At 68.0% G+C, this 25,084-nt stretch carries 19 protein-coding genes; 10 read left to right on the top strand and 9 right to left on the bottom strand.

The window, feature by feature from the left end:
- Window positions 1-82: 82 nt before the first annotated feature.
- The gene (locus tag AC07WJ_RS33495; protein WP_494939060.1) at window positions 83-976 is read right to left on the bottom strand and encodes a LysR family transcriptional regulator; all 894 of its coding nucleotides are present in this window, start codon (window positions 974-976) and stop codon (window positions 83-85) included.
- A gap of 96 nt (window positions 977-1,072) precedes the next feature.
- Between AC07WJ_RS33495 and AC07WJ_RS33490 the strand changes: the two genes are divergently transcribed.
- The gene (locus AC07WJ_RS33490) at window positions 1,073-1,984 is read left to right on the top strand and encodes an aldo/keto reductase family oxidoreductase (RefSeq protein WP_494939059.1); all 912 of its coding nucleotides are present in this window, start codon (window positions 1,073-1,075) and stop codon (window positions 1,982-1,984) included.
- A gap of 62 nt (window positions 1,985-2,046) precedes the next feature.
- On the opposite strand, the gene AC07WJ_RS33485 is transcribed toward AC07WJ_RS33490, so the two are convergent.
- Entirely contained in the window at window positions 2,047-3,024 is a 978-nt protein-coding gene (locus tag AC07WJ_RS33485) for a GlxA family transcriptional regulator (protein ID WP_494939058.1), read from the bottom strand.
- A gap of 110 nt (window positions 3,025-3,134) precedes the next feature.
- Between AC07WJ_RS33485 and AC07WJ_RS33480 the strand changes: the two genes are divergently transcribed.
- The 4 genes from AC07WJ_RS33480 to AC07WJ_RS33465 all read left to right on the top strand — a co-directional run bounded on the left by AC07WJ_RS33480 (window position 3,135) and on the right by AC07WJ_RS33465 (window position 9,980).
- Window positions 3,135-3,776 carry an HD domain-containing protein gene (locus tag AC07WJ_RS33480; RefSeq protein ID WP_494939057.1) on the top strand — a complete coding sequence of 214 codons (642 nt, stop codon included), beginning with the start codon at window positions 3,135-3,137 and terminating at the stop codon, window positions 3,774-3,776.
- Between the two features lie 26 nt (window positions 3,777-3,802).
- Window positions 3,803-5,284, top strand: a complete 1,482-nt coding sequence (locus AC07WJ_RS33475) for a catalase (RefSeq protein ID WP_494939056.1) — start codon at window positions 3,803-3,805, stop codon at window positions 5,282-5,284.
- 254 nt (window positions 5,285-5,538) lie between these two features.
- Window positions 5,539-6,795 (top strand): efflux RND transporter periplasmic adaptor subunit, encoded by a 1,257-nt coding sequence (locus tag AC07WJ_RS33470; RefSeq protein ID WP_494939055.1) that lies wholly within the window; start codon window positions 5,539-5,541, stop codon window positions 6,793-6,795.
- A complete protein-coding gene (locus tag AC07WJ_RS33465; RefSeq protein WP_494939054.1) occupies window positions 6,792-9,980 on the top strand; it encodes an efflux RND transporter permease subunit in 3,189 nt (1,062 codons plus the stop codon). Before AC07WJ_RS33470 ends, AC07WJ_RS33465 begins: the two co-directional genes overlap by 4 nt.
- A gap of 232 nt (window positions 9,981-10,212) precedes the next feature.
- On the opposite strand, the gene AC07WJ_RS33460 is transcribed toward AC07WJ_RS33465, so the two are convergent.
- Complete coding sequence (locus tag AC07WJ_RS33460) at window positions 10,213-10,416, bottom strand: heavy-metal-associated domain-containing protein (RefSeq protein WP_494939053.1); 204 nt, start codon at window positions 10,414-10,416, stop codon at window positions 10,213-10,215.
- 241 nt (window positions 10,417-10,657) lie between these two features.
- On the opposite strand from AC07WJ_RS33460, the gene AC07WJ_RS33455 reads away from it, so the two are divergent.
- The 5 genes from AC07WJ_RS33455 to cueR all read left to right on the top strand — a co-directional run bounded on the left by AC07WJ_RS33455 (window position 10,658) and on the right by cueR (window position 16,587).
- Window positions 10,658-13,192, top strand: coding sequence for a heavy metal translocating P-type ATPase (locus tag AC07WJ_RS33455; protein ID WP_494939052.1), 2,535 nt, complete (start codon window positions 10,658-10,660; stop codon window positions 13,190-13,192).
- Window positions 13,193-13,263: 71 nt separating this feature from the next.
- On the top strand, window positions 13,264-13,527 hold the full coding sequence (locus AC07WJ_RS33450; protein WP_494939051.1) for a glutaredoxin family protein: 264 nt from the start codon (window positions 13,264-13,266) through the stop codon (window positions 13,525-13,527).
- 7 nt (window positions 13,528-13,534) lie between these two features.
- On the top strand, window positions 13,535-14,548 hold the full coding sequence (locus AC07WJ_RS33445) for a 2Fe-2S iron-sulfur cluster-binding protein (RefSeq protein ID WP_494939050.1): 1,014 nt from the start codon (window positions 13,535-13,537) through the stop codon (window positions 14,546-14,548).
- A gap of 23 nt (window positions 14,549-14,571) precedes the next feature.
- Window positions 14,572-16,074: a multicopper oxidase family protein gene (locus AC07WJ_RS33440; protein ID WP_494939049.1), complete on the top strand. Its 1,503-nt coding sequence runs from the start codon at window positions 14,572-14,574 to the stop codon at window positions 16,072-16,074.
- 114 nt (window positions 16,075-16,188) lie between these two features.
- A complete protein-coding gene (cueR, locus tag AC07WJ_RS33435) occupies window positions 16,189-16,587 on the top strand; it encodes a Cu(I)-responsive transcriptional regulator (RefSeq protein WP_494939048.1) in 399 nt (132 codons plus the stop codon).
- A 35-nt stretch (window positions 16,588-16,622) separates the two neighbouring features.
- On the opposite strand, the gene AC07WJ_RS33430 is transcribed toward cueR, so the two are convergent.
- The 6 genes from AC07WJ_RS33430 to ggt all read right to left on the bottom strand — a co-directional run bounded on the left by AC07WJ_RS33430 (window position 16,623) and on the right by ggt (window position 24,998).
- Window positions 16,623-17,918, bottom strand: a complete 1,296-nt coding sequence (locus AC07WJ_RS33430) for an NAD(P)/FAD-dependent oxidoreductase (protein ID WP_494939047.1) — start codon at window positions 17,916-17,918, stop codon at window positions 16,623-16,625.
- Window positions 17,919-18,178: 260 nt separating this feature from the next.
- The gene (locus AC07WJ_RS33425) at window positions 18,179-19,804 is read right to left on the bottom strand and encodes a dipeptide ABC transporter ATP-binding protein (protein ID WP_494939046.1); all 1,626 of its coding nucleotides are present in this window, start codon (window positions 19,802-19,804) and stop codon (window positions 18,179-18,181) included.
- Window positions 19,801-20,682, bottom strand: a complete 882-nt coding sequence (locus tag AC07WJ_RS33420; protein ID WP_494939045.1) for an ABC transporter permease — start codon at window positions 20,680-20,682, stop codon at window positions 19,801-19,803. The genes AC07WJ_RS33425 and AC07WJ_RS33420 overlap by 4 nt, the downstream gene beginning before the upstream one ends.
- A gap of 13 nt (window positions 20,683-20,695) precedes the next feature.
- On the bottom strand, window positions 20,696-21,637 hold the full coding sequence (locus AC07WJ_RS33415) for an ABC transporter permease (protein ID WP_494939044.1): 942 nt from the start codon (window positions 21,635-21,637) through the stop codon (window positions 20,696-20,698).
- Between the two features lie 12 nt (window positions 21,638-21,649).
- Window positions 21,650-23,227: an ABC transporter substrate-binding protein gene (locus AC07WJ_RS33410; protein WP_494939043.1), complete on the bottom strand. Its 1,578-nt coding sequence runs from the start codon at window positions 23,225-23,227 to the stop codon at window positions 21,650-21,652.
- 76 nt (window positions 23,228-23,303) lie between these two features.
- Entirely contained in the window at window positions 23,304-24,998 is a 1,695-nt protein-coding gene (ggt, locus tag AC07WJ_RS33405) for a gamma-glutamyltransferase (RefSeq protein ID WP_494939042.1), read from the bottom strand.
- Between the last annotated feature and the right edge of the window lie 86 nt (window positions 24,999-25,084).

Here is a 25,084-nt window from a genome sequence, read left to right as displayed (position 1 = left end):
CCCCCCGCGAGGAGCGCGCGCCGAAACGGGCATTCAGTATCACGCACCGGCCGCGAGTGAAGCGCCTCGGGCTTGCCTGCTGCTATGCCTTGATGAAGTCGACAAAGGCGCGAAGCGACGGCGGCAGGAGCCGCCGGCCCGGATAGTAGAGGAACGGCCCCGGGAAGCTTTGCCACCACGGCTCCAGCACGGGCACCAGCGTGCCGTCGTCGAGATGCGGCTTCAGCCAGGCCTCGAAGAGATGGATGATGCCGAGCCCGGCGACGGCGGCGCTGGTCGCTAGGTCCACCGCCGCGCCGAGCCGCACCACCAGCGGGCCGCCGGGATCGACCCGGACCACCTCGCCCGCGCGTTCGAACTCCCAGGCCGGCATAGCGCCGCTGGCGAACTGGCCGCGAAGACAGGCATGGGCCAAGAGGTCGCGCGGATGTTCCGGCCGGCCTCGCGCGGCGAGATAACCCGGTGATGCGGCGGTGGCGAAGCGCTGGACACGCGGGCCGATCGGCACCGCGATCATGTCCTGCTCCAGCCGCTCGTCATATCGAATGCCGGCATCGCAACCCGCCGCGAGCACGTCGACGAAGCCGTCCTCGACGATCACCTCCAGCCGGATCTCCGGATAGGCCTTCAGGAACGGCGCGACAATGTCCGGCAGGACCAGGCGGGCGACGGTCGCCGGCACGTTGAGTCGGAGCGTCCCGGCCGGCCGATCGCGAAACGCGTTGACGACGTCGACGGCCGCCTCGATCTCGCCGAGGGCCGGAACCAGCCGTTCGAGCAGGCGGGCGCCGGCTTCGGTCGGGGCGACGCTGCGCGTGGTGCGGTTGAGCAAACGGACGCCCAGGCGGGATTCGAGCCGGCCGACCGCCTCGCTCAGGCTGGAGGCCGAGACGCCGCCGGTTCGCGCCGCCTGGCGGAACCCCCTGGCCCTGGCCACTGAAACAAGGGCGGCCAGATCGTCCAGTTCCAACGCCATTGTTCGCCATTCCGCACAGCCCGTGAGGATTATATGGGATTATCGCGCGACGCCAAGCGGTCCATAGTGCTCCGATCCTCGTCAGGGAGATCTCAGATGGCCGACATCACCGCCGCGGGTACATTCCCGCTGGGCCGCCGCACCGTGAACCGTCTCGGCTATGGCGCCATGCAACTGGCCGGGCCCGGCGTCTTCGGACCACCGCGAGATCGCAACGCCGCGCTCGCCGTGTTGCGGCAGGCCGTGGCAAGCGGCGTCAACCACATCGACACCAGCGACTTCTACGGTCCGCACGTCACCAACCAGATCATTCGCGAAGCGCTTCATCCCTATCCGGACAACCTGGTGATCGTCACCAAGGTCGGCGCGATACGCGGCGCGGACGCATCGTGGAACCCGGCGATGACGCCGGCCGAGCTGACGCGCGCGGTTCACGACAACCTGCGCAATCTCGGTCTCGACGTGCTCGATGTCGTCAACCTGCGCATCATGGGCCAGGTGCACGGCCCAAGCGAGGGATCGATCGAGGCGCCGCTCACCGTGCTCGCCGACCTGCAGCGCCAGGGCCTGATCCGCCATCTGGGCCTGAGCAACGCCACATCCCGCCAGTTGCAACAGGGGCGCGGCATCGCCGACATCGTCTGCGTGCAGAACCACTATAACCTCGCCCATCGCGACGACGACGCGTTGATCGACGAGCTGACCGGCCTGGGCATCGCCTATGTGCCGTTCTTCCCGCTCGGCGGTTTCACGCCGCTGCAATCGACCGCCCTGTCCGACGTCGCCGCCGCGCTCGGCGCGACGCCGATGCAGGTGGCGCTGGCCTGGCTGCTGCACCGCGCGCCCAATATCCTGCTGATCCCCGGTACCTCGTCGCCCGATCATTTGACCGAGAACCTCGCGGCGACCCAGCTTGCGCTGCCGGACGAGGCGCTCGCGCGGCTGAACGCGATCGGCAAGGCCCGGCCCGCGAAGGAAACCGGTGCAAGCCGAGATCGCCACGGCTGATCGGCGGAAGACCGTGCCGCCGGCGGCGTCTTTCTGGCCGCACCGGCGCCACGACCGGGCACCTAGGCCGCGAGGCTGGCGAAACGCTTGCGATACTCCGCCGGCGTGACCCCGACATGGCGGGCGAACGCCCGGCGCAATGTGTCGGCATCGGCAAAGCCGCAACGCGCGGCAACCTGCTTCGGCATTTCATGCCCGGTTTCCAGCAATTGCCGCGCCGCGCTGATACGGGCCTCCTCGACCCAGGTCGCGGGGGTGATTCCGACCTCGCTTCGAAACAGCCGCGCGAAATGGCGCGGGCTCAGTTCCATCCGCTTCGCCAAACGCGCGACGCTATGGTCGAGCGCCGGATTGGCCACGATCCAACGCTGAAGCTCCTGGAGCGCGGCGCGTCCGGCCGGCACGGCCTCGCCCTTGCGGCTGAACTGCATCTGCCCGCCAGGACGCTTGAAGAACATGACGAGCTGGCTGGCGACCTTCATCGCGATCTCATGCCCGAGATCCTCTTCCACGAGGGCCAGCGCCAGATCGAGGCCGGCGGTGACGCCCGCCGCGGTCCTGAGCGGGCCGTCGCTGACATGGATCGCGTCCTGGTCGACAAGGACCGCCGGGTAGCGCAGCGCCAGCCGCTCCGCGACCGCCCAGTGGGTCGTCACCCGGCGGCCGTCGAGCAGCCCCGCGGCGGCCAGGAAGAATGCGCCGCTGCAGACCGACCCGAAGCGGCGCGCGGCCGGTGCCATCCGCCGCAGCCAGGCGACAACCGCGCCATCGGCCGGAACCTCGGCCGCGTTCGGACAGCCCGCGACCAGGAGCGTGTCGATCCCGGCCTCGCTCTCGCCGCCGATGACGCTGTCGGGCATCAGGCGCACGCCCGACGAACTTCGGACCGGACCAGGCTCCGCTGCCGCCACCAGCAGCCGGTAGGCCGGATAGCCCGCTTGCGCATTCGCCTCGGCGAAGACGTCGAGGGGACCGGAGACGTCGAGCAACTGCACACCGGGCAGCGCGACGATCACAACCGTTCTTGCTTTCACATTCATGCCTGTGTCCGCCCGGGTCGGATTTTGTCTGCATTCGTCGTGTTACGACAATTGCTGCCAACCCTAGCGCGGATCTACGGTCCTGACGAGCAAAAACGCAGGAGAACGTCATGACGAAAATCATTGAAACCGCCGCCATTCCCGACAGCAAGCTGGCGCGCGCGATCACCGAATATATCCGCGACACCGAGACCGATCTGCTCTTCAACCATTCGAGCCGGGTCTATCATTTCGGCGCGCTTGCCGGGGTGCATCGCGGGCTGACATTCGACCGCGAGCTGCTCTACGCCGGCGCGATGTTCCACGACATCGGCCTGATGCCGAGCCATGCGAGCCCCCATGAGCGGTTCGAGGTCGACGGTGCCCACGCCGCCCGCGACTTCCTGCGCAGCCACGGCATCCCCGAGGAGGACGCCTACACGGTCTGGACCGCGATCGCGCTGCACACCACGCCGGGCGTGCCGGTCCACATGCATCCCGTCGTCGCGCTGGTCACCGCGGGTGTCGAGATGGACGTGCTCGGCCTCACCTACAAGGACCATTCCGACCACGAGCGCGAGGCTGTCGTGAACGCCTTCCCGCGCACGCCGGGGTTCAAGGAAGACATCATCCAGGCGTTCTACGACGGCATCAAGCACAAGCCGGACACGACCTTCGGCAACGTCAAGGCCGACGTCATCGCCGACAAGGAGCCGCATTTCCACCGGGGCAACTTCTGCAGCGTCATCCGCTGCTCGCACTGGCACGGCTGAACCACCCCCGGACGAAGGACGATCCAATGACCGATAAACCGCCCTATCTGACCCATGCGACGGGAGCACCCGTCAGCGACAATCTCAACATCCAGACGGCCGGCCGGCGCGGACCAGCGCTGCTGCAGGACATCTGGCTGATCGAGAAGCTCGCGCATTTCGACCGCGAAGTGATCCCCGAACGCCGCATGCACGCCAAGGGCTCCGGCGCGTTCGGCACCTTCACCGTCACGCACGACATAAGCTGCTACACCAAGGCGAAAATCTTCTCGGAGATCGGCAAGCAGACGCCGATGTTCGCCCGCTTCTCGACCGTGGCCGGCGAGCGTGGCGCGGCCGATGCCGAACGCGACATTCGCGGCTTCGCGCTGAAGTTCTACACCGAGGAAGGCAACTGGGACATGGTCGGCAACAATACGCCGGTGTTCTTCTTTCGCGATCCGCTGCGTTTCCCGGACCTGAACCACGCCATCAAGCGCGATCCGCGCACGGGCATGCGCTCTGCCGACAACAACTGGGACTTCTGGACCCTGCTGCCGGAAGCGCTGCACCAGGTCACGATCGTGATGAGCGATCGCGGCATCCCCAGAAGCTTCCGCCACATGCACGGCTTCGGCAGCCACACCTATAGCTTCCTCAACGCCGCCAATGCGCGGACCTGGGTGAAGTTCCATTTCCGGACCCGGCAAGGCATCGAAAACCTGACCGACGCGGAGGCCGAAGCCCTGGTCGGCAAGGACCGCGAGACGCACCAGCGCGATCTCTTCGAAAGCATCGAGCGTGGCGATTTTCCGCGCTGGACTTTATCCATCCAGGTGATGAGCGACGCCGAGGCCAAGACGTTCCCGTTCAATCCCTTTGATCTCACCAAGGTCTGGCCGAAGGCGGATTTCCCGCTCATCGAGGTCGGCTATTTCGAGCTGAACCGGAACCCGGAAAACGTCTTCGCCGAGGTGGAGCAGGCGTCGTTCTCGCCCGCCCACATCGTGCCGGGCATCAGCTTCTCGCCCGATAAGATGCTGCAGGCCCGGCTGTTCTCCTATGGCGACGCGGCGCGCTATCGCCTCGGCGTCAACCATCACCTCATCCCGGTCAACGCACCGCAATGCCCGTTCCACAGCTATCACCGCGACGGCGCCATGCGCACCGACGGCAATCTCGGCCGGACCCCGACCTATTTCCCGAACAGCCGGGGCGAATGGACCGATCAGCCTGACCTGAACGAGCCGCCGCTCGATATCGAGGGCGCGGCCGCCCACTGGGATCATCGCGTCGACGACGACCACTACCAGCAACCCGGCGACCTGTTCCGCAAGATGAACCCGGCGCAGCGCCAGATGCTGTTCGACAACACCGCGCGCGCCGTCGGCGCCGCCGCCGTGCCGATCCAGCAGCGCCACGTCGCCAATTGCACGAAGGCCGATCCCGACTATGGCGCCGGCGTCGCCGCGGCCCTGTTGCGCGTCGCAACGGTCAGGGCCGCGGAGGACGACCGGCCCGCGGGATGACGCCGGGAGACGAGACCGAGGCCGGCGATCGGCCTGCTCCATCCCTTGCAAGCAAGCTCTCGCCGCTGGCAGCACCGCCCCCAACGGTGACCGCGGCGAAGGCCGGGCTCCCGGCAAGACGGCATCGCGCGCTTCGGCTCGTGCGCCGTCGGCACGGCTGTTGACCTTCCAGTCACTGAAAGCACTAGCGTCGCTGGGCATCATCCAGCGGCGGCGTCCGAGACGTCGCGCATTCCGACGACGAGGTCGCCCAAATGACAAGAAAATCCAAGACCTTTCTGTCCGCCAAGACCTTTCTGTTCGCCTTGACGACCGTCGGCAGCGGCGCATTGCTGCTCTATCTGAATGGCGTGCCGGCCACCGTCAGCGCCGCGCTGACCGCGGGCGAAACGGCCGGGACCGCCGCCACGCCGCCGCCACCCCAGGTGCCGGTGGCCGAGGTGGTCACGCGGGTGATCGCCCGATCGTCGGAGTTCACCGGTGTCGTGGCCGCCACCAGGACGGTCGAGCTCCGGCCGCGGGTCGGCGGCATGCTCGAATCCGTCAGCGTGCCGGAAGGCGGCCTCGTCGAACAGGGCCAGTTGCTGTTCCAGATCGACCCGCGCCGGTTCGAGGTCGCGCTCCAGAATGCGGAGGCGCAGCTGCAGCGGGCCGAGGTCCTGCTCGCCCAGGCCGAGACGGATCTCGACCGGTCGCAGCGGCTGGTGCCGAGCGGTGCGGTCTCCAGCAAGACCTTCGACGACGCCGTGTCCAGGAAACGGGAGCGGCAAGCGCAGGTGCTGGAGGCAAAGGCCGCGGTGGCCGCGGCGAGGCTCGACCTTTCCTATTCCCGCGTCACCGCCCCGATCGCCGGGCGCGTCGACCGCGTCCTCGTGACGGAAGGAAATCTCGTCACCGGAGCCTCCGGCGCCACGGCGGCACTGCTCACCACAATCGTGTCGATCGATCCCGTCCATGTCCATTTCGATATCGACGAAGCGACCTATCTGAGCTTTCTGAGCAAGGCCCGGCCCGAAGCCGGCGGGCGCCAGGGCGCCGCGTTCCCGGTGCAGGTCGGGCTCGCCACCGAGACCGGCTACCCGCATGCGGGCACGCTGGACTTCCTCGGCAATCGTGTCGATCGCGGCACCGGGACGATCCGCGCCCGGGCCGTGCTGGCCAATCCCGACGGCCGGCTGACACCGGGCCTGTTCGCACGGGTGAAACTGGCCACGAGCCCGCCCCGGGAGACCGTTCTCATCGACGACCAGGCGATCGGCACCGATCAGGGACGCCGCTACGTCCTGGTGCTCGGCGCCGGCAACAAGGTCGAATACCGGCCGGTCGAACTGGGCGCGATGAACGAGGGACTGCGCGTCGTCGCCAGCGGCCTCAACCCCGGCGATACGATCATCATCAAGGGGCTGGTGCGCCCGGGCATGGAGGTGACCCCGAACCGGATCGCGCCGGCGCCCGATCGGCGCTCAGGCGGCGCCGTCGCCGACCGCAATAGCCGGGAGGCCGGTCGATGAGCCTGCCCCGCTTTTTCATCAACCGCCCGATCTTTGCGATCGTTGTCTCCGCCCTCATGCTGATCGCGGGCGCGATTGCCCTGTTTCGGCTGTCGCTGAGCGAATACCCATCGGTCACCCCGCCGACCGTGCAGGTCACCGCAAGTTATCCCGGCGCCAATCCGCAGGTCATCGCCGAAACCGTGGCCGCCCCGCTCGAGCAGTCGATCAACGGCGTCGAGGGCATGCTCTATATGGGGTCGCAGGCCGCAACCGACGGCCGGATGACGCTCACCGTCACCTTCGCCCAGGGCACCGATGCCGACATCGCCCAGATCCAGGTGCAGAACCGCGTGTCGCGCGCGCTGCCGCGCCTGCCCGAGGAGGTTCAGCGCATCGGCGTCGTGACCCAGAAGACGTCGCCCGATGTTCTGATGGTGGTTCATCTCATATCGCCCGACAAACGCTATGATCCGCTCTACATCTCCAACTTCGCCACCCTTCAGGTCCGCGACTCGCTCGCCCGCTTGCCGGGGGTCGGCGACGTGCTCGTCTGGGGCGCCGGCGAATATGCGATGCGCGTCTGGCTGGACCCCGCCAGGATCGCGGCCCGCGGACTGACGGCCCGGGATGTCGTCGCCGCCATTCGCGAGCAGAACGTCCAGGTGGCGGCCGGCTCGGTCGGCCAGCAGCCGTCCGATGCCGCCAGCTATCAGGTCACGGTCAACATGCTCGGCCGGTTGTCCAGCGAGGAACAATTCGGCGAGATCGTGATCAAGACCGGCGATGACGGGCAGATCGTGCGCCTGCGCGATGTGGCGCGGATCGGGCTTGGTGCCGACGCCTATGCATTGCGCAGCCTGCTCGACGGCGAGCCGGCGGTGGCGCTGCAGATCATTCAGCGCCCCGGCGCCAATGCGCTCGACGTCTCGAACGCGGTGCGCGCCGAGATGAAGCAGTTGCAGCGCGGTTTCCCCGAGGGCCTGGAATACCGAATCGCCTACGATCCGACCGTCTTCGTGCGCGCCTCCCTGGCGGCGGTCGTGACGACCTTGCTCGAAGCCATCGTTCTCGTCGTCATCGTCGTGGTCCTGTTCCTGCAGACGTGGCGGGCGTCCATCATTCCGCTGGTGGCCGTGCCGATCTCGCTCATCGGCACGCTTGCGGTGATGTATCTGCTGGGTTTCTCGCTCAACACCCTGTCGCTGTTCGGCCTGGTTCTTTCGATCGGCATCGTTGTCGACGACGCCATCGTCGTCGTCGAAAATGTCGAGCGCCATATCGGCCTCGGCGAAACGCCGCGGGACGCGGCCCGCAAGGCAATGGACGAGGTAACCGCGCCGATCATCGCCATCACCTCGGTCCTCGCGGCGGTGTTCATTCCGGCCGCCTTTCTGTCGGGCCTTCAGGGCGAGTTCTACCGCCAGTTTGCCGTCACCATCGCGATCTCGACGGTGCTTTCGGCGATCAATTCCCTGACGCTTTCGCCGGCGCTGGCGGGCATTCTGCTGACACCGCACCATGCCGGGTCGAAGCGCGACTGGCTCACCCGCGGCATCGATTTCGCCTTCGGCTGGTTCTTCCGGCTGTTCAATCGCTTCTTCGACCGGGCCTCCGACGCCTATGTCGGCGCGGCGCGCCGCGCCATCCGTATCAGCGGCGTGATCCTGGCGCTTTATGCGGCCCTTGTCGGAATGACCTGGATGGGGTTCCAGAGCATTCCGGCCGGTTTCGTGCCGACGCAGGACAAGTATTATCTCGTCGGCATCGCCCAATTGCCGTCCGGCGCGTCGCTCGACCGGACCGAGGCCGTGGTCAAGGAGATGTCCAGGATCGCGATGGCAGAACCCGGCGTCGAAAGCGTCGTGGCCTTTCCGGGCCTCTCGGTGAACGGCTTCGTCAACCTGCCGAACGCGGCGGTCGTCTTCGCCATCCTCGATCCCTTCGACCAGCGCCGGGACCCGTCGCTCTCGGCCAATGCGATCGCCGGGCGGCTGATGGGCAAGTACAGCCAGATCCCGGATGGTTTCGTCGGCATGTTCCCGCCGCCGCCGGTGCCGGGGCTCGGAACGATCGGTGGGTTCAAGCTGCAGATCGAGGATCGTTCCGGCGCCGGGTTCGAAGCCCTGGCCAGGGCGCAGGGCGCGATCATGGCGAAGGCGGCGCAAGCGCCGGAACTCGCCGGCATGATGGCGAGCTTTCAGATGAACGCGCCGCAGGTTCAGGTCGATCTCGACCGGGCCAAGGCCAAGGCGCAAGGGGTTCCGCTGACCGCGATCTTCGAGACGCTGCAGGTCAATCTGGGCTCGCTCTACGCCAATGATTTCAACCGGTTCGGCCGAACCTATCGCGTCATCGTCCAGGCCGACGCGCCGTTCCGCGCCGATGTGGACGACATCGCCCGCCTGAAGGTTCGCAATGCCGCGGGCGAGATGGTTCCGCTGGCGGCGCTTGCGACCGTCGCGACCAGTTCAGGACCCGATCGGGTGATGCATTACAATGGCTATCCCTCGGTCGACATCACCGGAGGTCCGGCGCCGGGCTATTCGTCCGGCCAGGCGACGGCGGTCATCGAGCGGATCATGCGCGAGACACTGCCGGCCGGCATGGCGTTCGAATGGACCGACCTGACCTTCCAGGAGAAACAGGCCGGCAACACGGCGATGATCGTGTTTCCGCTCGCGGTCCTGCTGGCCTTCCTGATCTTGGCGGCGCAGTACAACAGCTGGTCCTTGCCGTTCACGGTCCTGCTCATCGCGCCCATGGCCTTGCTGTCCGCCATCGCCGGGGTCTGGCTCTCAAGCGGCGACAACAACATCTTCACCCAGATCGCATTCGTCGTGCTGGTCGGCCTGGCCGCCAAGAACGCCATCCTGATCGTGGAATTCGCCCATGAGGAGGAAAGGAAGGGCCGCGATCCCCTGGCCGCGGTGCTCGAGGCCGCGCGCCTGCGCCTGCGGCCGATCCTGATGACGTCGCTCGCCTTCATTGCCGGCGTCGTGCCGCTGGTGATGGCGACGGGCGCCGGCGCGGAGATGCGCCATGCCATGGGCATCGCCGTGTTCGCCGGCATGCTCGGCGTGACCTTCTTCGGATTGATCCTGACACCCGTGTTCTACGTCGTCGTCCGGCGGCTGGTCCTGCGGCGCGCAGCCGGTTCCGCGGTCGACGCGACGACAGCCGTCGCAGGCGAGCCTCCGGCCTGACGGCGGCGGGGCGGGCAGGCCTCGAACCTCCCCGCCCCACATCCGTCACACCGGCGGCTTCCCGGATCTCTGGCTCACGTCCGGGCCCCGCCGCCGCCGCCCAGGGCTCATGACGGCGCGGCCGCCGCGGCCGCCCGTCTCTCGCCCGCCGTCATCGGCCCTGCCCCGCCGGGCGCGCGAGGCGTGTTGCGGGGGCGGAAAAGAGGCTCCGCCCCCGGGGCCATGGTCGTTGTTACGCGGCGCCGAGAGTGGCCGGATAGCCCGCCACCGCAAGCGCCTGGGTGAAAGCGGCGCCGTCGGCCTTGGCGTCGATGGTCACGGTCCGGGTCTTGAGATCGACATCGACGCCGGCGCCCGCGTCGACGCTGCGGATGGCCTTCGTGACGACCCCGGCGCAGTGGCCGCAGGTCATGTCGGGGACGTTCAATTTCAGCATCGGTTTCTCCTGTCTCGTCATCGGCGCAGGCGCCGTTCGTCGAATCTGCAGGTTCCCGCCGGTGGAAGGTCAAGCCGCCCGCCGTCCCGGCTATTTTCAGGACCCTCGTTCGCCCGCGCGAAAAAATATGTTTGAAAGCAGCCACTTGCCGCGAGCCAAGAATCTTTGCCCCCCCTGTTGACCTTCCCGCGACTGGAAGCCCTAGCCTCCCTTCATCACATTCGAACGGAGACCAGGAACGATGAATGCGTTGCCTCGACTAGAAGCCGCGACCGCCCGACGGACTTTCCCGATCGAAGGCATGACCTGCGCATCCTGCGTGCGTCGCGTCGAGAAGGCGATCGCGGCCGTGCCGGGCGTCTCGGCGGCCACCGTCAACCTCGCCACCGAGAGCGCCGAGGTCGCTTTCGGCGCCGCGGCCGATGTCGACGGCGTCATCGCGGCGATCCGCGGCGCCGGCTATGACGTGCCGGTCGAGACGATCGAGGTCGATATCGAGGGCATGACCTGCGCCTCATGTGTCGGCCGCGTCGAAAAGGCGATTGCCGCGGTGCCCGGCGTGACCTCAGCCTCGGTCAATCTCGCCACCGAGCGCGCGACCGTCGCGCTGCTCGCCGGTTCCGCGCCACGCGCGGCGATCGAGGCCGCCATCCGCAAGGCCGGTTATGAGCCGCGCCGCACGGAGGCAATGGCGACCTTGGCGGCGACCGACAGCCGCGAGGACGCCCGCAACCGCGAGTTCTCCAACCTCAAGCGCGATTTCACCATCGCGGCCGTCCTGACCCTGCCGATTTTCGTGCTGGAAATGGGCTCCCACCTGTTCCCCGCGCTGCACCATTGGCTGATGGCCAATTTCGACGAGCAGCCGCGCTACATCACCTTTTTCGTGCTGGCGACCATCGTCCAGTTCGGTCCCGGCCTGCGCTTCTACCGGAAGGGCGTGCCGGCGCTCGCACGCCTCGCCCCCGACATGAATTCCCTGGTCGTCCTCGGCTCGACCGCCGCCTGGGCCTATTCCGTCGTCGCGACCTTCGCGCCGGGCGTGCTGCCCGACGGCACGGCCAATGTCTACTACGAGGCCTCCGCCGTCATCGTCACGCTGATCCTGCTCGGGCGCCTGCTCGAGGCCAAGGCCAAGGGCCGCACCAGCGAAGCGATCAAGCGGCTGATGGGCCTGCAGGCCAAGACCGCCCGGGTCGAGCGCAACGGCCAGTTCATCGAGATCGCGCTCGATGAGGTGGTCGCCGGCGACATCGTCCAGGTGCGTCCGGGCGACAAGGTGCCGGTCGACGGCGTCGTGCTGTCGGGCTCGTCGTTCGTGGACGAGTCGATGATCTCGGGCGAACCGATCCCGGTCAGCAAGGGCGAAGGCGCCGAAGTCGTCGGCGGCACGATCAACAAGACCGGCAGTTTCGCCTATCGTGCGACCAAGGTCGGCGCCGACACGCTGCTCGCCCAGATCATCCGCATGGTCGAATCCGCGCAGGGGTCGAAGCTGCCGATCCAGGCCGTCGTCGACAAGGTCACGGCCTGGTTCGTGCCGGCCGTCATGGCCGCTGCCGCGCTGACTTTCCTGGTCTGGCTGTTGCTGGGCCCGGAGCCGGCGGTCACCTTCGCGCTGGTCAATGCCGTCGCGGTGCTGATCATCGCCTGCCCCTGCGCCATGGGTCTTGCCACCCCGACCTCGATCATGGTCGGCACCGGCCGCGCGGCCGAACTCGGCGTGCTGTTCCGGAATGGCGAGGCGCTGCAATCCCTGAAGTCGACGCAGGTGGTGGCCCTCGACAAGACCGGCACGCTGACCGCCGGCAAGCCGGTGATGACCGATCTCGACGTCACCGGCGGTTTCGAACGCGCCAAGGTCCTGGCTCTCGTTGCGTCCGTCGAGGCCCAGTCCGAACACCCGGTCGCCGCCGCCATCGTGGCCGCCGCCAGGGATGACGGCGCTTCATTGGGGACGGTCAGCGCTTTCGAAGCCGTGCCCGGCTTCGGCGTCAGCGCAAGGGTCGGCCAGCATCAGGTCGCGGTCGGCGCCGACCGCTATATGGCCCGGCTCGGCATTGCGGTGGACAGCTTCGCCGACACCGCGGCCCGCATGGGCCGGCAGGCCAAGACGCCGCTCTATGCGGCCATCGACGGCAAGCTCGCCGCCGTGATCGCCGTGTCCGATCCGATCAAGCGGTCGACCCCGCAGGCCATTCGCGCCCTGCAGGCCATGGGCCTGAAGGTCGCCATGATCACCGGTGACAACCGGCGCACCGCCGAAGCGATCGCGGCCCAGCTCGGCATTGACGAGGTCGTTGCCGAAGTGCTGCCCGACGGCAAGGTCGACGCGATCAAGCGCCTGCGCGCCGGCGGCCGCGCCGTCACCTTTGTCGGCGACGGCATCAACGATGCGCCGGCGCTGGCCGAGGCCGATGTCGGCATGGCGATCGGCACCGGCACGGACGTTGCGATCGAAAGCGCCGATGTGGTGCTGATGTCCGGCGACCTGCTGGGCGTCGCCAACGCCATCGCCCTGTCCAAGGCGACGATCCGCAACATCCAGCAGAATCTGTTCTGGGCCTTCGCCTATAACGCGGCCCTGATCCCGGTCGCGGCCGGCCTGCTCTATCCGCTCAGCGGCACGCTGCTGTCGCCGATGCTGGCGGCCGGCGCGATGGCCCTGTCGAGCGTCTTCGTCCTCGGCAACGCGATGCGCCTGAAGCGCTTCCAGGCCCCGGTCAGGGAGACCGCGGCAGCAGCCGACGCGCGCCTGCTGACGCCGGCCGAATAACGGTCTTCGGCCCGCCGTCGCGGCGGGCCGCCCCTCCCGCTGCCCTGTCCAGCCCTGCCACGAGGATCGCCATGTCGACGCCATCCCGCATCGAAATCTACACCACGCCGACCTGCCCCGACTGCCTGGCGCTGAAGCGCTGGCTGACGGCGCAACAGTTGCCTTTCGTCGAGCACGACCTGCGCGACCCCGCGGTCGCCGAGGACGCCAGGCGCCGCGCCGGCGTGCGCGTCGCGCCGATCACCATCATCGACGACAAGCACATCTTCTTCGGCACCTTCGCCGTGCAGCGCGCCGAGATCGCGGCGCTGCTCGACCTGACCAAGGCCGCGTGAGGACACCATGCCCCATCTCGCTCTTCCCCACCTTGGGCGCCGCATTCCGGTCGCCGCGGGGCAGACCATCCTGCAGGCGGCGGCCGAAACCGGCATTGCCTATCCGCAAGGCTGCCGCTCCGGCCGCTGCGGAGCGTGCAAGTCGCGGCTGATCAGCGGTGATGTCGAACACGGCCGGCACTCGCCCTTCGCCCTGACCGAGGAGGACCGGGACAACGGCCTGATCCTCGCCTGCCGGTCGGTGCCGACAACCGACGTGACGGTTGCGTGGCTCGACGCCGGCTACGAGGCCATGCCGGCCGCCACCCAGGGAGCGACGGTTACCGCGGTCGAGAGCCTGACACACGACATCCTGGCCATCCGGCTGAACATGGACGATCGGTCGGCCTTCCGCTTCGCCGCCGGGCAATATCTGTCGCTCACCGTGCCGGGGGCGCCCGCCCGCCAGTATTCGATGGCGAGCCGGCCCGGCGACGCGCTTGTCGAGCTGCATGTCCGGCTCGTGCCGGCGGGCCGCGCCAGCAGCCTGATCCATGCCTCGTTGAAAGCGGGCGACCGGGTGGCGGTCGAAGGCCCGGCCGGCGCGGCCTATCTGCGCGACGGCCATGGCGGCCCGATCGTCGCAGTCGCGGGCGGAAGCGGGCTGGCGCCGATCAAATCGATCGTCGAGACCGCGCTGGGCACCGGCATGCGCCAGCCGATCCACCTCTATTTCGGGGCACGGACCGAAGCCGATCTCTATCTGGTCGAGCATTTCCACGCGCTCGAACGGGGCTTTTCGAACCTCACCTTCGTGCCGGTCCTCTCGCAATCCGCCAAGGCCGGCCGGCGCAGCGGCCTTGTGTCCGAGGCCCTGGCACAGGACCACCAGGACCTTGCCGGCGCCAAGGCCTATGTCGCCGGACCGCCCGCGATGGTCGATGCCGTCGGCGCCGTGCTGGCAGCCCGCGGCGTCGCGGCGTCCGACCTGCACGCCGACGTCTTTTTTACGCCCGAGGAACGCGTCGAGGCCGTCGCCTGACGCCCCGAATGGAGACCGACACCATGCTTCGCAGAGACTTTCTGAAGCTTTCAGCCACAGGCGCCCTGATGACGACCGCTCCCGCTCTCTTCGCTTCGACCGTCAAGGGCCAGGGCGCCGATCCCACGATCATCACGGCGGCCAAGCGCGTCATCGAGGTCAAGGGCAAGGCCGCCGACGTCCTCGGCCTGACGCAGCCGGGCGGACGGCACGGCCTGGTGATGAACGCCGGCGAGACCTTCCGGGTCAGGCTCGAAAACCGCATCGGCGAACCGACGGCGATTCACTGGCACGGGCTGACCCCGCCCTGGCGGCAGGACGGCGTCGCCGCCCTCTCGCAGGCGCCGATCCCGGACGGTGGCCGTCATGACTATGACTTTCCGGTCGCCCGGCCCGGCACCTTCTGGATGCATTCGCATATGGGATTGCAGGAGCAGCGGCTGCTCGCCGCACCGCTGATCGTCCGCGATCCCTCGGAAGCCTCGGCCGATGTCCAGGAGGTCGTGGTGCTGTTCCACGACTTCACCTTCCGCGACCCGGCCGAGATCCTCGCCGGGCTCAAGGGCGGCGGGCACGACATGGCGGCGATGCAGCAGCCGCCGGCGGCGTCCGCTCATCGAGGCCACGGCATGCCAGCCATGGGTGGTGGCGCAATGGGAGGCGGCGCAACGGGTCATCGCGCAATGGGCCATGGCGGCATGCGGATGGGCGGCATGGCGCATGTCCAGGATGTCCAATACGATGCGCTTCTCGCCAATGATCGAACCCTGGACGACCCCGAGGTCTTCACCGTCGAACCGGGCGGGCGTGTGCGTCTTCGCCTGATCAATGGCGCCGCCAGCACCAATATGTGGATCGATCTCGGCCAACTCGCGGGCAGGCTGATCGCGGTCGACGGCATGCCGGTGGAGCCGGTCGCCGGCTCGCGCTTCGCCTTCGCCGTGGCACAGCGGCTCGACATTCTGCTCGAACTGCCCAAGGCGGCCGGGGCATGGCCGATCTTCGCCGTGCAGGAAGGCGGCCGCATGCGCACCGGCGTGGTGCTCGCCGCCCGGGGGGCGTCGCTCGGCAAGCTGGCGGGCACGGCCGACGCGGATTTTCCGGCTGTCGACGCCGAACTGGAGCAGAGATTGCGGGCGGCGAAGCCGCTCGTGGCACGGGCGGCGACACGCAAACACGCCATGATGCTCGGCGAAAGCGCCGGTTACGTCTGGACCCTGGATGGCGCGGTGCACGGCGCGGACCGGCCGCTGGCCGTGCGAGCGGGCGACCGCTTCGAGCTGACCTTCGTCAACCACACATCGATGTCGCATCCCATGCACCTGCATGGGCACCACTTCCAGGTGGTGGCGGTGAACGGCCGACGGTTCGCCGGCGCCGTGCGCGACACGGTGCTCGTCCCCGGCCACATGGGACAGGTGACGATCGCCTTCGACGGTGACAATCCCGGCCGATGGGCGCTGCATTGCCACCACCTCTATCACATGGCCGGCGGCATGATGACATCGATGGCCTACGAGGCCTGACCGAGCGCCCGGGGGAGACTGCGGCCGACGCCCTCCCCCGGCGAACGGGAACCCCTTGAGCTTCCAGTGACTGGAAGCATTATATGATGTCCAACGCGTGCGAGGGAGAGCCTGATGAACATTGGCGCTGCATCGGAAAGGTCGGGACTGCCGGCCAAGACCATTCGCTATTACGAGGATATCGGCCTGCTGACGGCCGACCGCGCCAGCAATGGCTATCGCGACTATTCGATCGACGACGTGCATCGCATGCGCTTCATCCAGCGCTCGCGCCGTCTCGGCTTCTCGGTCGAGGAATGCCGGCAGCTGCTGTCGCTCTATAACGACAAGGAGCGGGAGAGCGCCGACGTGAAGGCGCTGGCCAAGACGAAGCTCGCCGAGATCGACCGCAAGCTGGTGGAGCTGACCGAACTGCGCGACACGCTGCGCCATCTGGTCCGCAGTTGCCAGGGCGACAGCCGTCCCGATTGCCCGATCATCGAGGGACTGTCGAGCTCCCACCGCAAGCAGTGATCGTCATGCCCGCACGATGACAGCGTAGCGACGACCTAACGCTCCCGGCCAGCCTGCCATTGCTCCCAGGCGATCTGGGCGGTCGCGCCAAGGCGCCGGAGGGGTTCCGGCGGGAGCCAGTTCGGGCCCTTCTGCGCGAGGCGATCGCTCAGCAGCGCAGACTGCGATCCGCTGGCGAGTTCGGCCAGGAGCTTGCCGTGGATCGTGCCGCGGACGACACCCGCGCCGCCGCAGCCGACCGAAGCGTAGAGACCCGGCCGCGCCTCGCCGAAATAGAAACCGCCATTATGGGTGACCGCGGTCAGGCCGCCCCAGACGTGCTCGAAGTCATGAAGCCGCATATGGGGAAAGCGGCGCCGGTAGAGCGCGGTCAGCATGACGCGAACCTTGCCCGGGTCGAGCTCCTGCTCGTAGGAATCACCGCTCCTGATCAGCAGCCGCCGCCCGGTCTTGCGCATGGTCGTTCCCATGCGGTGCGCCGGCAGAACACCCCATCGGGGCGCTTCGCCCAGCCGGGTGAGCTCAGCGTCGTCAAGTTCCGGCGTAAAGGCGCCATAGGTGTAGATGCCGATCATCCGGTCGCGGACGAGACCGAGCGACCTTGCGTGGAGATTGTTGGTGACGAAGACCCGGTCCGCGACGAATTCGCCCCGGTTGGTCTGGACCCGGAAAGGCGCCCCCTCGCCGACCGCCACGACCTCCGTGTTCTCGACGAGAACCACCGCCTCCGGCAGGCTGTCGGCGAGCCCGCGGTGGAGCGCGGCGGGCTGGACCAGTGCCCGTGTCAGGGATTGCAGGCCGTAGCGATAATAATCGGTGCCGATCATGCGCAGGAGATCGCCCGGGCCGTATTCCTGCGCCACCACGCCCCAGTCGAGATAGGTCTGGCGTGTCTGGCGCGCCGATTTTTCAACCGGAGCGGTGGCGGCCGCCGTGACGGTCGGCGTCGCCTCGTCCCAGTCGCAGGCGATGGAATGGCTCTCGACCAGCGCGCGCAGGCCGTCGAATCCGGCTTTCGCCAGCGCGAATTGCCGCGTCGCCCAGTCGGCCGCGAAGCCGGCGGCATTGGCGCTCGGCTCGCCCGGGTTGATCAGGAGGTAGCCGGAGTTTCGCCCCGCCGCGCCCTCGCCGATGGTGGAGGACTCGAGCAGAAGCACCTCGTCATCGGGAGCCAGTTCCGCCAGCCGGCGGGCCGCCGCGAGGCCCGTGTAGCCGGCGCCGACGATGATCGTGCGGAACCGCCGGTTCGAAGGCTCGGTGTCCCTGGCAATGCGCTGCGGCAGCAGGGCATTCCAGCCCGATGGCGATTTGTATGCGGGAGAGCTTGCCATGGCCTGGTCTCGATTTCAGTTGATTGCACTGGAGGGCCACGCGCCATGGGCGACCAGGCTGAATGCGTGGATGGCCGGGACAAGCCCGACCAAGACGAAAATTGTCCTTGGGCGCAAGGCCCCGGATCATCCGGGCGCGGAATCCGCGTGGGCGCCTGTCACGGGCGTGCCCCCACCACATCGTCTTGCCCGGGCCTGTCCCGGGCATCCACGAATGGCTTGCACCGCCATCGACCCGATATCATCGCCTTGCCGCGCCCCTAGACAGCCTGCCGCGCCTCGAACACGCCACCCGGCACGGCCGCGATGAGTTCGCGCGTATAGGCGTCCTGCGGCGCCTCGAAGACCGATTGCGCCGGACCGAGCTCGACGATCCTGCCGCGCTTCATCACCGCGATCCGGTCGCAGATGTTGGAGGCGACGCGCAGGTCGTGGGTGACGAAGATCATGGCGAAGCCGAGCCGGCGCTGAAGATCTTCGAACAGGCGCAGCACCTGGGCCTGGACCGAGACGTCGAGCGCCGAGACGGCCTCGTCGGCGACGATGATGGATGGCTCCATGGCGAGCGCGCGGGCAATGCAGATGCGCTGGCGCTGGCCGCCGGAGAATTCGTGCGGGAAGCGGTCGAGCACGTCGCGGCTGAGGCCGACCAGCTCCATCAGCTCGCGGGCGCGTTCGGTGGCATCCGCCGCCGGCACGCCGTGCTGCACCGGCCCCTCGACCAGCGACTGGCCGATGCGGCGGCGCGGATTGAGCGACTTGTAGGGGTCCTGGAACACCATCTGGATATGGCGGCGGAAGTCGCGCAGCGCGCGGCCGGTCCAGGTGGCGGCATCGCTGCCGTTGAACAGGATCCGGCCCGAATCCGGCATCTCGAAGCGCAGCAGGGTCTTGGCGAGACTGGTCTTGCCCGAGCCGGATTCGCCAACGACGCCGAGCGTCTCGCCGGCCGAGAGCGCGAAGGACACGCGATCGAGCGCCAGCGTCTCGCGCTTGCGGCCGAGAAAGCTGGTGTTGCGATAGGTCAGGCTGAGGTTTTCGACCGCCAGCACCGGCTCCGGCCGGGGCGGCGGCGGGGCGCGATAGCGGAAGCGCGGCACCGCGTCGATCAGCGCGCGGGTATAGGGGTGGGCCGGCGCCTTCAGCACCTGGTCCGGCGCGCCGTGCTCGACCACCTCGCCATGGCGCATGACCACGACGTGGTCGGCGACATCGGCGACCACGCCGAAATCATGGGTGATCATCAGGACGCCGCTGTCATGCTTGGTCAGGAGCTCGCGGAACAGCCGGAGGATCTGCGCCTGGGTGGTGACGTCGAGGGCTGTGGTCGGCTCGTCGGCGATGATCAGCGCCGGCTCGAGCGCCAGCGCCATGGCGATCATCACGCGCTGGCGCTGGCCACCCGAGATCTGATGCGGATAGACCCGGGCCAGCGCCGCCGTGTCGGGCAAATGGACGTCGTCCATCAGCTCCAGCACGCGCGCCTCGACCGCGGCGGCCGACATGTCCGGGCGATGAATGCGCAGGACCTCGGCAATCTGGTCGCCGATGCGCATGACCGGATTGAGCGCGGTCAGCGGCTCCTGGAAGATCATCGCCATGCGGTTGCCGCGCAAGGCGCAGATCCGTGCCTGCGAAGCGGTCGCGATGTCCTCGCCCTCGAGCCGGATGGTGCCGCCCGATATGCGCAGCGCCTTCTCCGGCAGGAGACGCATCACGGCGGAAGCGGTGACCGACTTGCCCGAGCCGGATTCACCGACGACGCAAACGATCTGGCGGCGATGGACCTCGAGCGAGAGATCGCGCACCGCGTGGCTGCGATCGAGGCCAGCAGGCAGGGCGACGCTGAGATTGTCGATCCGCAGGATCGGCTCGGACGGTGTCATGACGAGACCCTGGCGGCACGCGAGAGACGGGGGTCGAGCCGGTCGCGCAGGCCGTCGCCCAGCAGGTTGACGGCCATCACGGTCATGGCGAGGAAAAGCCCGGGCGCGATGATGGTCCAGGGCGCGCGCTGGAACACGGCGCGCCCCTCGGCCAGCACGTTGCCCCAGCTCGGCACATCCGGCGGAAAGCCGACGCCGAGAAAGCCGAGCACGGCCTCCGACAGGATGGCGGCGGCGAACATATAGGTGGTCTGGACGATCAGCGGCGCGATGCAGCTCGGCAGGATGTGGCGCGTGAGCACGAGCACGGAGGGGATGCCGAGCCCTTCGGCCGCGCGCACATAGGTTTCCTCACGCACGCTGAGGACGACGCTGCGCACCAGCCGGGTGACGCGTGGGATCTCGGCAAAGGTGATGGCCGCGACGATCGAGACCAGGCTCGGCCCGACCAGCGAGACCAGGGCCACCGCGAAGAGGATGCCGGGGATGGCCATCATGCCGTCCATCACCCGCATGACGATGGGATCGAGCCAGCGGACGTAACCGGTCACCAGGCCGATGGCGGTGCCGGCGACCGCGCCGGCGCAGGCCGCCAGCAGGCCGACCATCAGCGAAAGCTTGCCGCCATGCAGGACCAGCGCGAAGACGTCGCGGCCGAGCGCGTCGGTGCCGAACCAGAACTGGCCGTCCGGCGGACGCAGCCGCATCCTGGGGCGGATCAGCAAGGGATCGGTGCCGGTCAGCACGCCGGCAAACACCGCCGAAAGCAGGATGGCCAGCAGCAGCAGGCCGCTCAGCAGCACGACGCGGTTGGAGGTGAGCGCCTCCAGGAGCGCGCTGCGCCGCGGAGGCGCCGAGGTCTGTCCCGATATCGACATGGCCCTGGCCTCCTCAGTAGCGAATGCGCGGATCGACGATCACATAGGCGATGTCGATCAGGAGGTTCACGCCGACATAGATCAGCGCGAAGAACAGCATCAGCCCCTGCACGACCGGATAGTCGCGCGCCAGGATGGCATCGATGGTCAGCCGCCCGACGCCGGGCAGGTTGAACACGCTCTCGGTGACCACGACGCCGCTGATCAGCAAGGCGATGCCGAGCCCGATGACGGTGATGACCGGCACCGCGGCATTGGGCAGGGCGTGGCGCCAGAGCACGCGGCTCTCGACATTGCCCTTGGCGCGGGCGGTGCGGATGAAATCTTCGCCCAGCACCTCCAGCACGCTGGAGCGGGTGACGCGGGCGATCAGCGCCATGAAGACCAGCGCCAGCGTCAGCGACGGCAGGGCCAGATGGCGCAGCGCCGCGAGCGGATCGGTGAACGGGCTGACATAGCCCTGCACCGGAAACAGATCCGCCTTCACCGCCAGGAACAGGATCAGGAGATAGCCGATGACGAAGGCGGGCACGGAAAAGCCGACCACCGACAGCATCATGATCGCCCGGTCGACCCAGCTGTTGTGCCGGAAGGCGGCGATGGCGCCGAGCGGCACCGCCACCAGCACGGTGATGACGATCGCCGTCAAGGCGAGCACCAAAGTCGGCTCCAGCCGGTCGTGGATCAGCGCCAGCACCGGCACCTTGGACAGGATCGAGGTGCCGAACCTGCCTTGCGCGATTTCGGCGAGCCAGCCGAAATACTGGACCAGAAGCGGCCGATCGAGCCCCATTTCCGCGCGGATCCGCGCCAGGGCCTCCGGCGTCGCATTGTCGCCGGCCAGCACCATGGCGGGATCGCCGGGGCTGAGCCTGAGCAGCAGGAAGACGATGGTCGCGACGACGAGCATGACCGGAATGGCCATGGCGACGCGCAGGGCGATGAGCCGCAGCATCGGAACCGGGGCCTAGCGTTTGTCGACGCCCCAGACGACCATGACGGGCGACTGGACATAGCCTGAGACATTGGCGCGGTAGGTCTCGTAGTCGAAATAGGTGCCGAGCGGGATGTAGAAGACCAGCTCATAGGCACGCCTCTGCATCTCCTCGACGATCGCCTTCTGCTTCGCCGGGTCGACCTCGCGCTGGTAGCGGCCCTTCAGCGCCTCGGTCTCGGGATCGTCGACGAAGCCGGTATAGGCAACCTTGCCGCGGGCATCGAAGTTGAGGTTGCCGAGCGGCGAGATCAGGTCGATGCGGTCGAACACGGCATGCGCCAGGTTCCAGCCGCCTTCCGACACCGGAACGGGCCGCGCCCGCCTGGTCAGGAAGGCGCTCCATTCCATGGCCTGGATCTCGGATTCCATGCCGATCTGGCGCAGGTATTGTTGGGTCAGCGGCGCCAGCGGCGCGAAGGAGTTGACGTCGCCGGGCGTGATGATGACGATCTTCTCACCCTTGTAGCCGGCCTCCTTGAGCAGGGCCTTGGCCTTGGCGACGTCGGGCTTGCCGGTATCGGGAAAACCGACAGCGGTCTCCAGCGGCGTGCCGCAGCCGAAGAAGGCCGGGCAGATCTGATAGGATTCAGGGTCGCCAATGGTGGCGTCCATATAGTCCTGCTGGGTGATGACGGCCTGCACCGCCTGGCGGACCTTGACCTGATCGAAGGGCGGCTGCGCCCAGTTGAAGCGGATGGTCGAGGCATTCGGCCCGGGCCGGCGGCGCACCACCACGTCCTTGTTGCCCTGGAGCATCGAGCGCTGATCGGCGTTCATGTTCTCGAGCAGGTCGATCTCGCCCTTGGCGAGCGCGTTGATCGCGGTCTGCTTGCTCGGGAACCAGATCACCTCGACGCGGTCGACCTTGACCTGCTTGCCGCCGGCGAGACCGTCGGCCGGCTCGTCGCGCGGCACATATTTGTCGTTGCGCTCATAGGCCCAGCTCACCCCCGGGCGGAATTCGGAGGCGACGAATTTGAACGGACCGGAACCGACGACCTCTTCCAGCACCTTGTCGGGTGCGAGATCGGCGATGCGCTTGGGCATGACGAAGAGCGGGATCGAGCTCGGCCGGGAAAAGCCTTCGAGCATGGGCCCGAAGGGCTCCTTCAGGCTGATCCGGAAGGTTTTCGCATCGACGGCGGTCATGCCCGCCGTCACGGCGGCGAGACGCAGGCCGATGACATCTTTCTTCGCCCAGCGCGCGATCGAGGCGACGCAATCCTCGGCGGTGACCGGCTGGCCGTCATGGAAAGCCAGGCCGTCGCGCAAGGTGAAGCTATAGGTCAGCTTGTCGTCGCTGACCGTCCAGGCCTTCACCATTTGCGGCTGCGGCCGGTAGAGGGAATCGACGGAAAACAGCGTGTCGTAGACCATATAGGCGTGGTTGCGGGTGATATAGGCGTTGGTCACCACGGGATCGAGCACACGCAGCGCCGCGTGCGGCGCCATGCGCAGCGTCTTCTTCGCCTGGGCGCTCGCGCCGCCGGTGGTGGCGAGGAGTGCGCCGGCCGACAGGGCCAGGGCTTCGCGTCGGTTGATCAGCATGGTTCCGTTCCCCTTGGTCGTTGGCTCGCCGCGCTGGTTCGCGGGCGGAATGCGTCTGCTTGCGCGTTCTTGTCGTTCAATAGCTGCGGCCGCGCCGCGGATCCGGCCAGAAGGACGTCCCGGCGCGCGCGGCGCCGCCGCCGATGCCCATGGCCACGCCGTCGGCGCGCCAGCAGGCGGCGCCGGTCATGGCGCCATCCTCGGCAAAGGTGATGGCGCACATGCCGCCGGCGACATGATCCGATGGCGCGACGCGATGGCCGAGTTCGGACAGTGTCCGGCGCACTGCCTCGGCCATGCCGAGTTCGACTTCCGCCTCCTGCCCCCAGGTGAAGACGCGCGGCGCCTCGACGGCCTCCTGCACGCTCATGCCGTGGTCGACCAGGTTCAGCACCGCCTGCATCGCGCAGGCCGGGATGCGATGGGCCCCGGGCAGGCCGAGCGCGAAGACCGGACGACCCTCGCGCTTGCCGATCAGGGCGGTGATGCCGCTGGTGATGCGCTTGCCCGGCTCGAGCGACAGCGTGTTCCCGGGATGCGGATCGAACAGGTACATGTAGTTGTTTGGAATGATCCCGGTGCCGGGGATCATGATGCGCGCGCCGAACAGGCTGTTGATCGTCTGCGTCGAGGTGACGATATTGCCCTCGTCGTCGGCAATGGTGACATGGGTGGTGTTGGCGGATTCGTTCGACAGGATCTTCGACTCGAAGGCCCCTGCCCGGCCAGGATCGATTTCCCGCCGGCGCAGCGCCGCGTAGTCCTTCGAGATCAGGCGCGCGACCGGCACGTCGACGAAAGCCGGATCGGCGGTCGCGGCGCGGCGGTCGGCGGCGGCGATCTTCAGCGCCTCCAGCACCAGGTGCAGCGTCTCGGGCGTACCGAAGCCGAGCTGGCCGATGTCATAGGCTTCGAGCAGGTTGAGGATCTGCAGGGTGTGGACGCCGCCCGCGCAGGGCGGCGGCGGCCCGACCACCTCGACGCCGCGGTAGAGGCCGCGCACCGGCTCGCGCTGGACCGTGCGATAGCGGGCGAGGTCTTCGAGCCGCAGGAACGAACCCGCCTTCTCCAGATGGTCGGCGATGCGGCGGCCGAGCGCGCCGCCATAGACGATGTCCGGCCCGTGCGCGGCGATCAGCCTGAGCGTCGCGGCGTAATCGGCCTGCACCAGCAGGTCGCCGGCGGTGAGCGGCCGGCCACCGGGCAGGAAGACGGCGGCGATCGCCGGGTCCAGCGCGAGATCCGGCGCGATTTCGGCAATGCAGGTCGCAAGATAAGGCGACAGGCGGAAGCCACGCGCGGCATGGCGGATCGCCGGCTCCATCAGGTCGCTCAGCGGCAGGCGGCCATAGCGCTCGGCGGCCTCGCACCAGGCCTTCAGCGTGCCGGGCACCGCCACGGCCTGCGGCCCGACGCGGTTGGCACGGCCTTTGGCTTCCATATAGTCGGGCCAGACGTCGGAGATCGGCGTGAAGCTGTCCGGACGGGCGGCCGCCGGGGCCGTGGAAAGCCCGTCGAGCGCGATCTCGCGTCCATCGGCGAGGCGGATCAGCGCCACGCCGCCGCCGAGGATGCCGACCATCATCGGCTCGACCACGGTGAGCGTGAACAGCGCCGCGATCGAGGCGTCGACGGCATTGCCGCCGGCCGCCATGATCTCGACCGCCGCGGCCGAGGCCAGCGGGTGATTGGTCACCGCCATGCCCCTGCTGGCGCTGACCGCCGTCTTCTCGCAAATGAAGGAGCTTCCCGCCCGGTCGCGCCAATCCATCGTCGCCGCCTGATCCCTTGAGATCAGGAAGTATCGGCGCAGTTCATCAAATCAGTCCAATATGCGCTTTCATCATTTTTGATAAT

The organism is Phreatobacter sp. GW821-FHT04C01 (genome assembly GCF_059420385.1).
The sequence above is the reverse complement of the archived record's forward strand: the minus strand, read 5'-3'. Positions and strand labels throughout refer to the sequence as shown.

Excerpts from the sequence above, each read along its gene's own strand:
- AC07WJ_RS33495 (WP_494939060.1), bottom strand. The coding sequence starts at position 976 with ATGGCGTTGGAACTGGACGATCTGGCCGCCCTTGTTTCAGTGGCCAGG.
- AC07WJ_RS33490 (WP_494939059.1), top strand. The coding sequence starts at position 1,073 with ATGGCCGACATCACCGCCGCGGGTACATTCCCGCTGGGCCGCCGCACC.
- AC07WJ_RS33485 (WP_494939058.1), bottom strand. The coding sequence starts at position 3,024 with ATGAATGTGAAAGCAAGAACGGTTGTGATCGTCGCGCTGCCCGGTGTG.
- AC07WJ_RS33480 (WP_494939057.1), top strand. The coding sequence starts at position 3,135 with ATGACGAAAATCATTGAAACCGCCGCCATTCCCGACAGCAAGCTGGCG.
- AC07WJ_RS33475 (WP_494939056.1), top strand. The coding sequence starts at position 3,803 with ATGACCGATAAACCGCCCTATCTGACCCATGCGACGGGAGCACCCGTC.
- AC07WJ_RS33470 (WP_494939055.1), top strand. The coding sequence starts at position 5,539 with ATGACAAGAAAATCCAAGACCTTTCTGTCCGCCAAGACCTTTCTGTTC.
- AC07WJ_RS33465 (WP_494939054.1), top strand. The coding sequence starts at position 6,792 with ATGAGCCTGCCCCGCTTTTTCATCAACCGCCCGATCTTTGCGATCGTT.
- AC07WJ_RS33460 (WP_494939053.1), bottom strand. The coding sequence starts at position 10,416 with ATGCTGAAATTGAACGTCCCCGACATGACCTGCGGCCACTGCGCCGGG.
- AC07WJ_RS33455 (WP_494939052.1), top strand. The coding sequence starts at position 10,658 with ATGAATGCGTTGCCTCGACTAGAAGCCGCGACCGCCCGACGGACTTTC.
- AC07WJ_RS33450 (WP_494939051.1), top strand. The coding sequence starts at position 13,264 with ATGTCGACGCCATCCCGCATCGAAATCTACACCACGCCGACCTGCCCC.
- AC07WJ_RS33445 (WP_494939050.1), top strand. The coding sequence starts at position 13,535 with ATGCCCCATCTCGCTCTTCCCCACCTTGGGCGCCGCATTCCGGTCGCC.
- AC07WJ_RS33440 (WP_494939049.1), top strand. The coding sequence starts at position 14,572 with ATGCTTCGCAGAGACTTTCTGAAGCTTTCAGCCACAGGCGCCCTGATG.
- cueR (WP_494939048.1), top strand. The coding sequence starts at position 16,189 with ATGAACATTGGCGCTGCATCGGAAAGGTCGGGACTGCCGGCCAAGACC.
- AC07WJ_RS33430 (WP_494939047.1), bottom strand. The coding sequence starts at position 17,918 with ATGGCAAGCTCTCCCGCATACAAATCGCCATCGGGCTGGAATGCCCTG.
- AC07WJ_RS33425 (WP_494939046.1), bottom strand. The coding sequence starts at position 19,804 with ATGACACCGTCCGAGCCGATCCTGCGGATCGACAATCTCAGCGTCGCC.
- AC07WJ_RS33420 (WP_494939045.1), bottom strand. The coding sequence starts at position 20,682 with ATGTCGATATCGGGACAGACCTCGGCGCCTCCGCGGCGCAGCGCGCTC.
- AC07WJ_RS33415 (WP_494939044.1), bottom strand. The coding sequence starts at position 21,637 with ATGCTGCGGCTCATCGCCCTGCGCGTCGCCATGGCCATTCCGGTCATG.
- AC07WJ_RS33410 (WP_494939043.1), bottom strand. The coding sequence starts at position 23,227 with ATGCTGATCAACCGACGCGAAGCCCTGGCCCTGTCGGCCGGCGCACTC.
- ggt (WP_494939042.1), bottom strand. The coding sequence starts at position 24,998 with ATGGATTGGCGCGACCGGGCGGGAAGCTCCTTCATTTGCGAGAAGACG.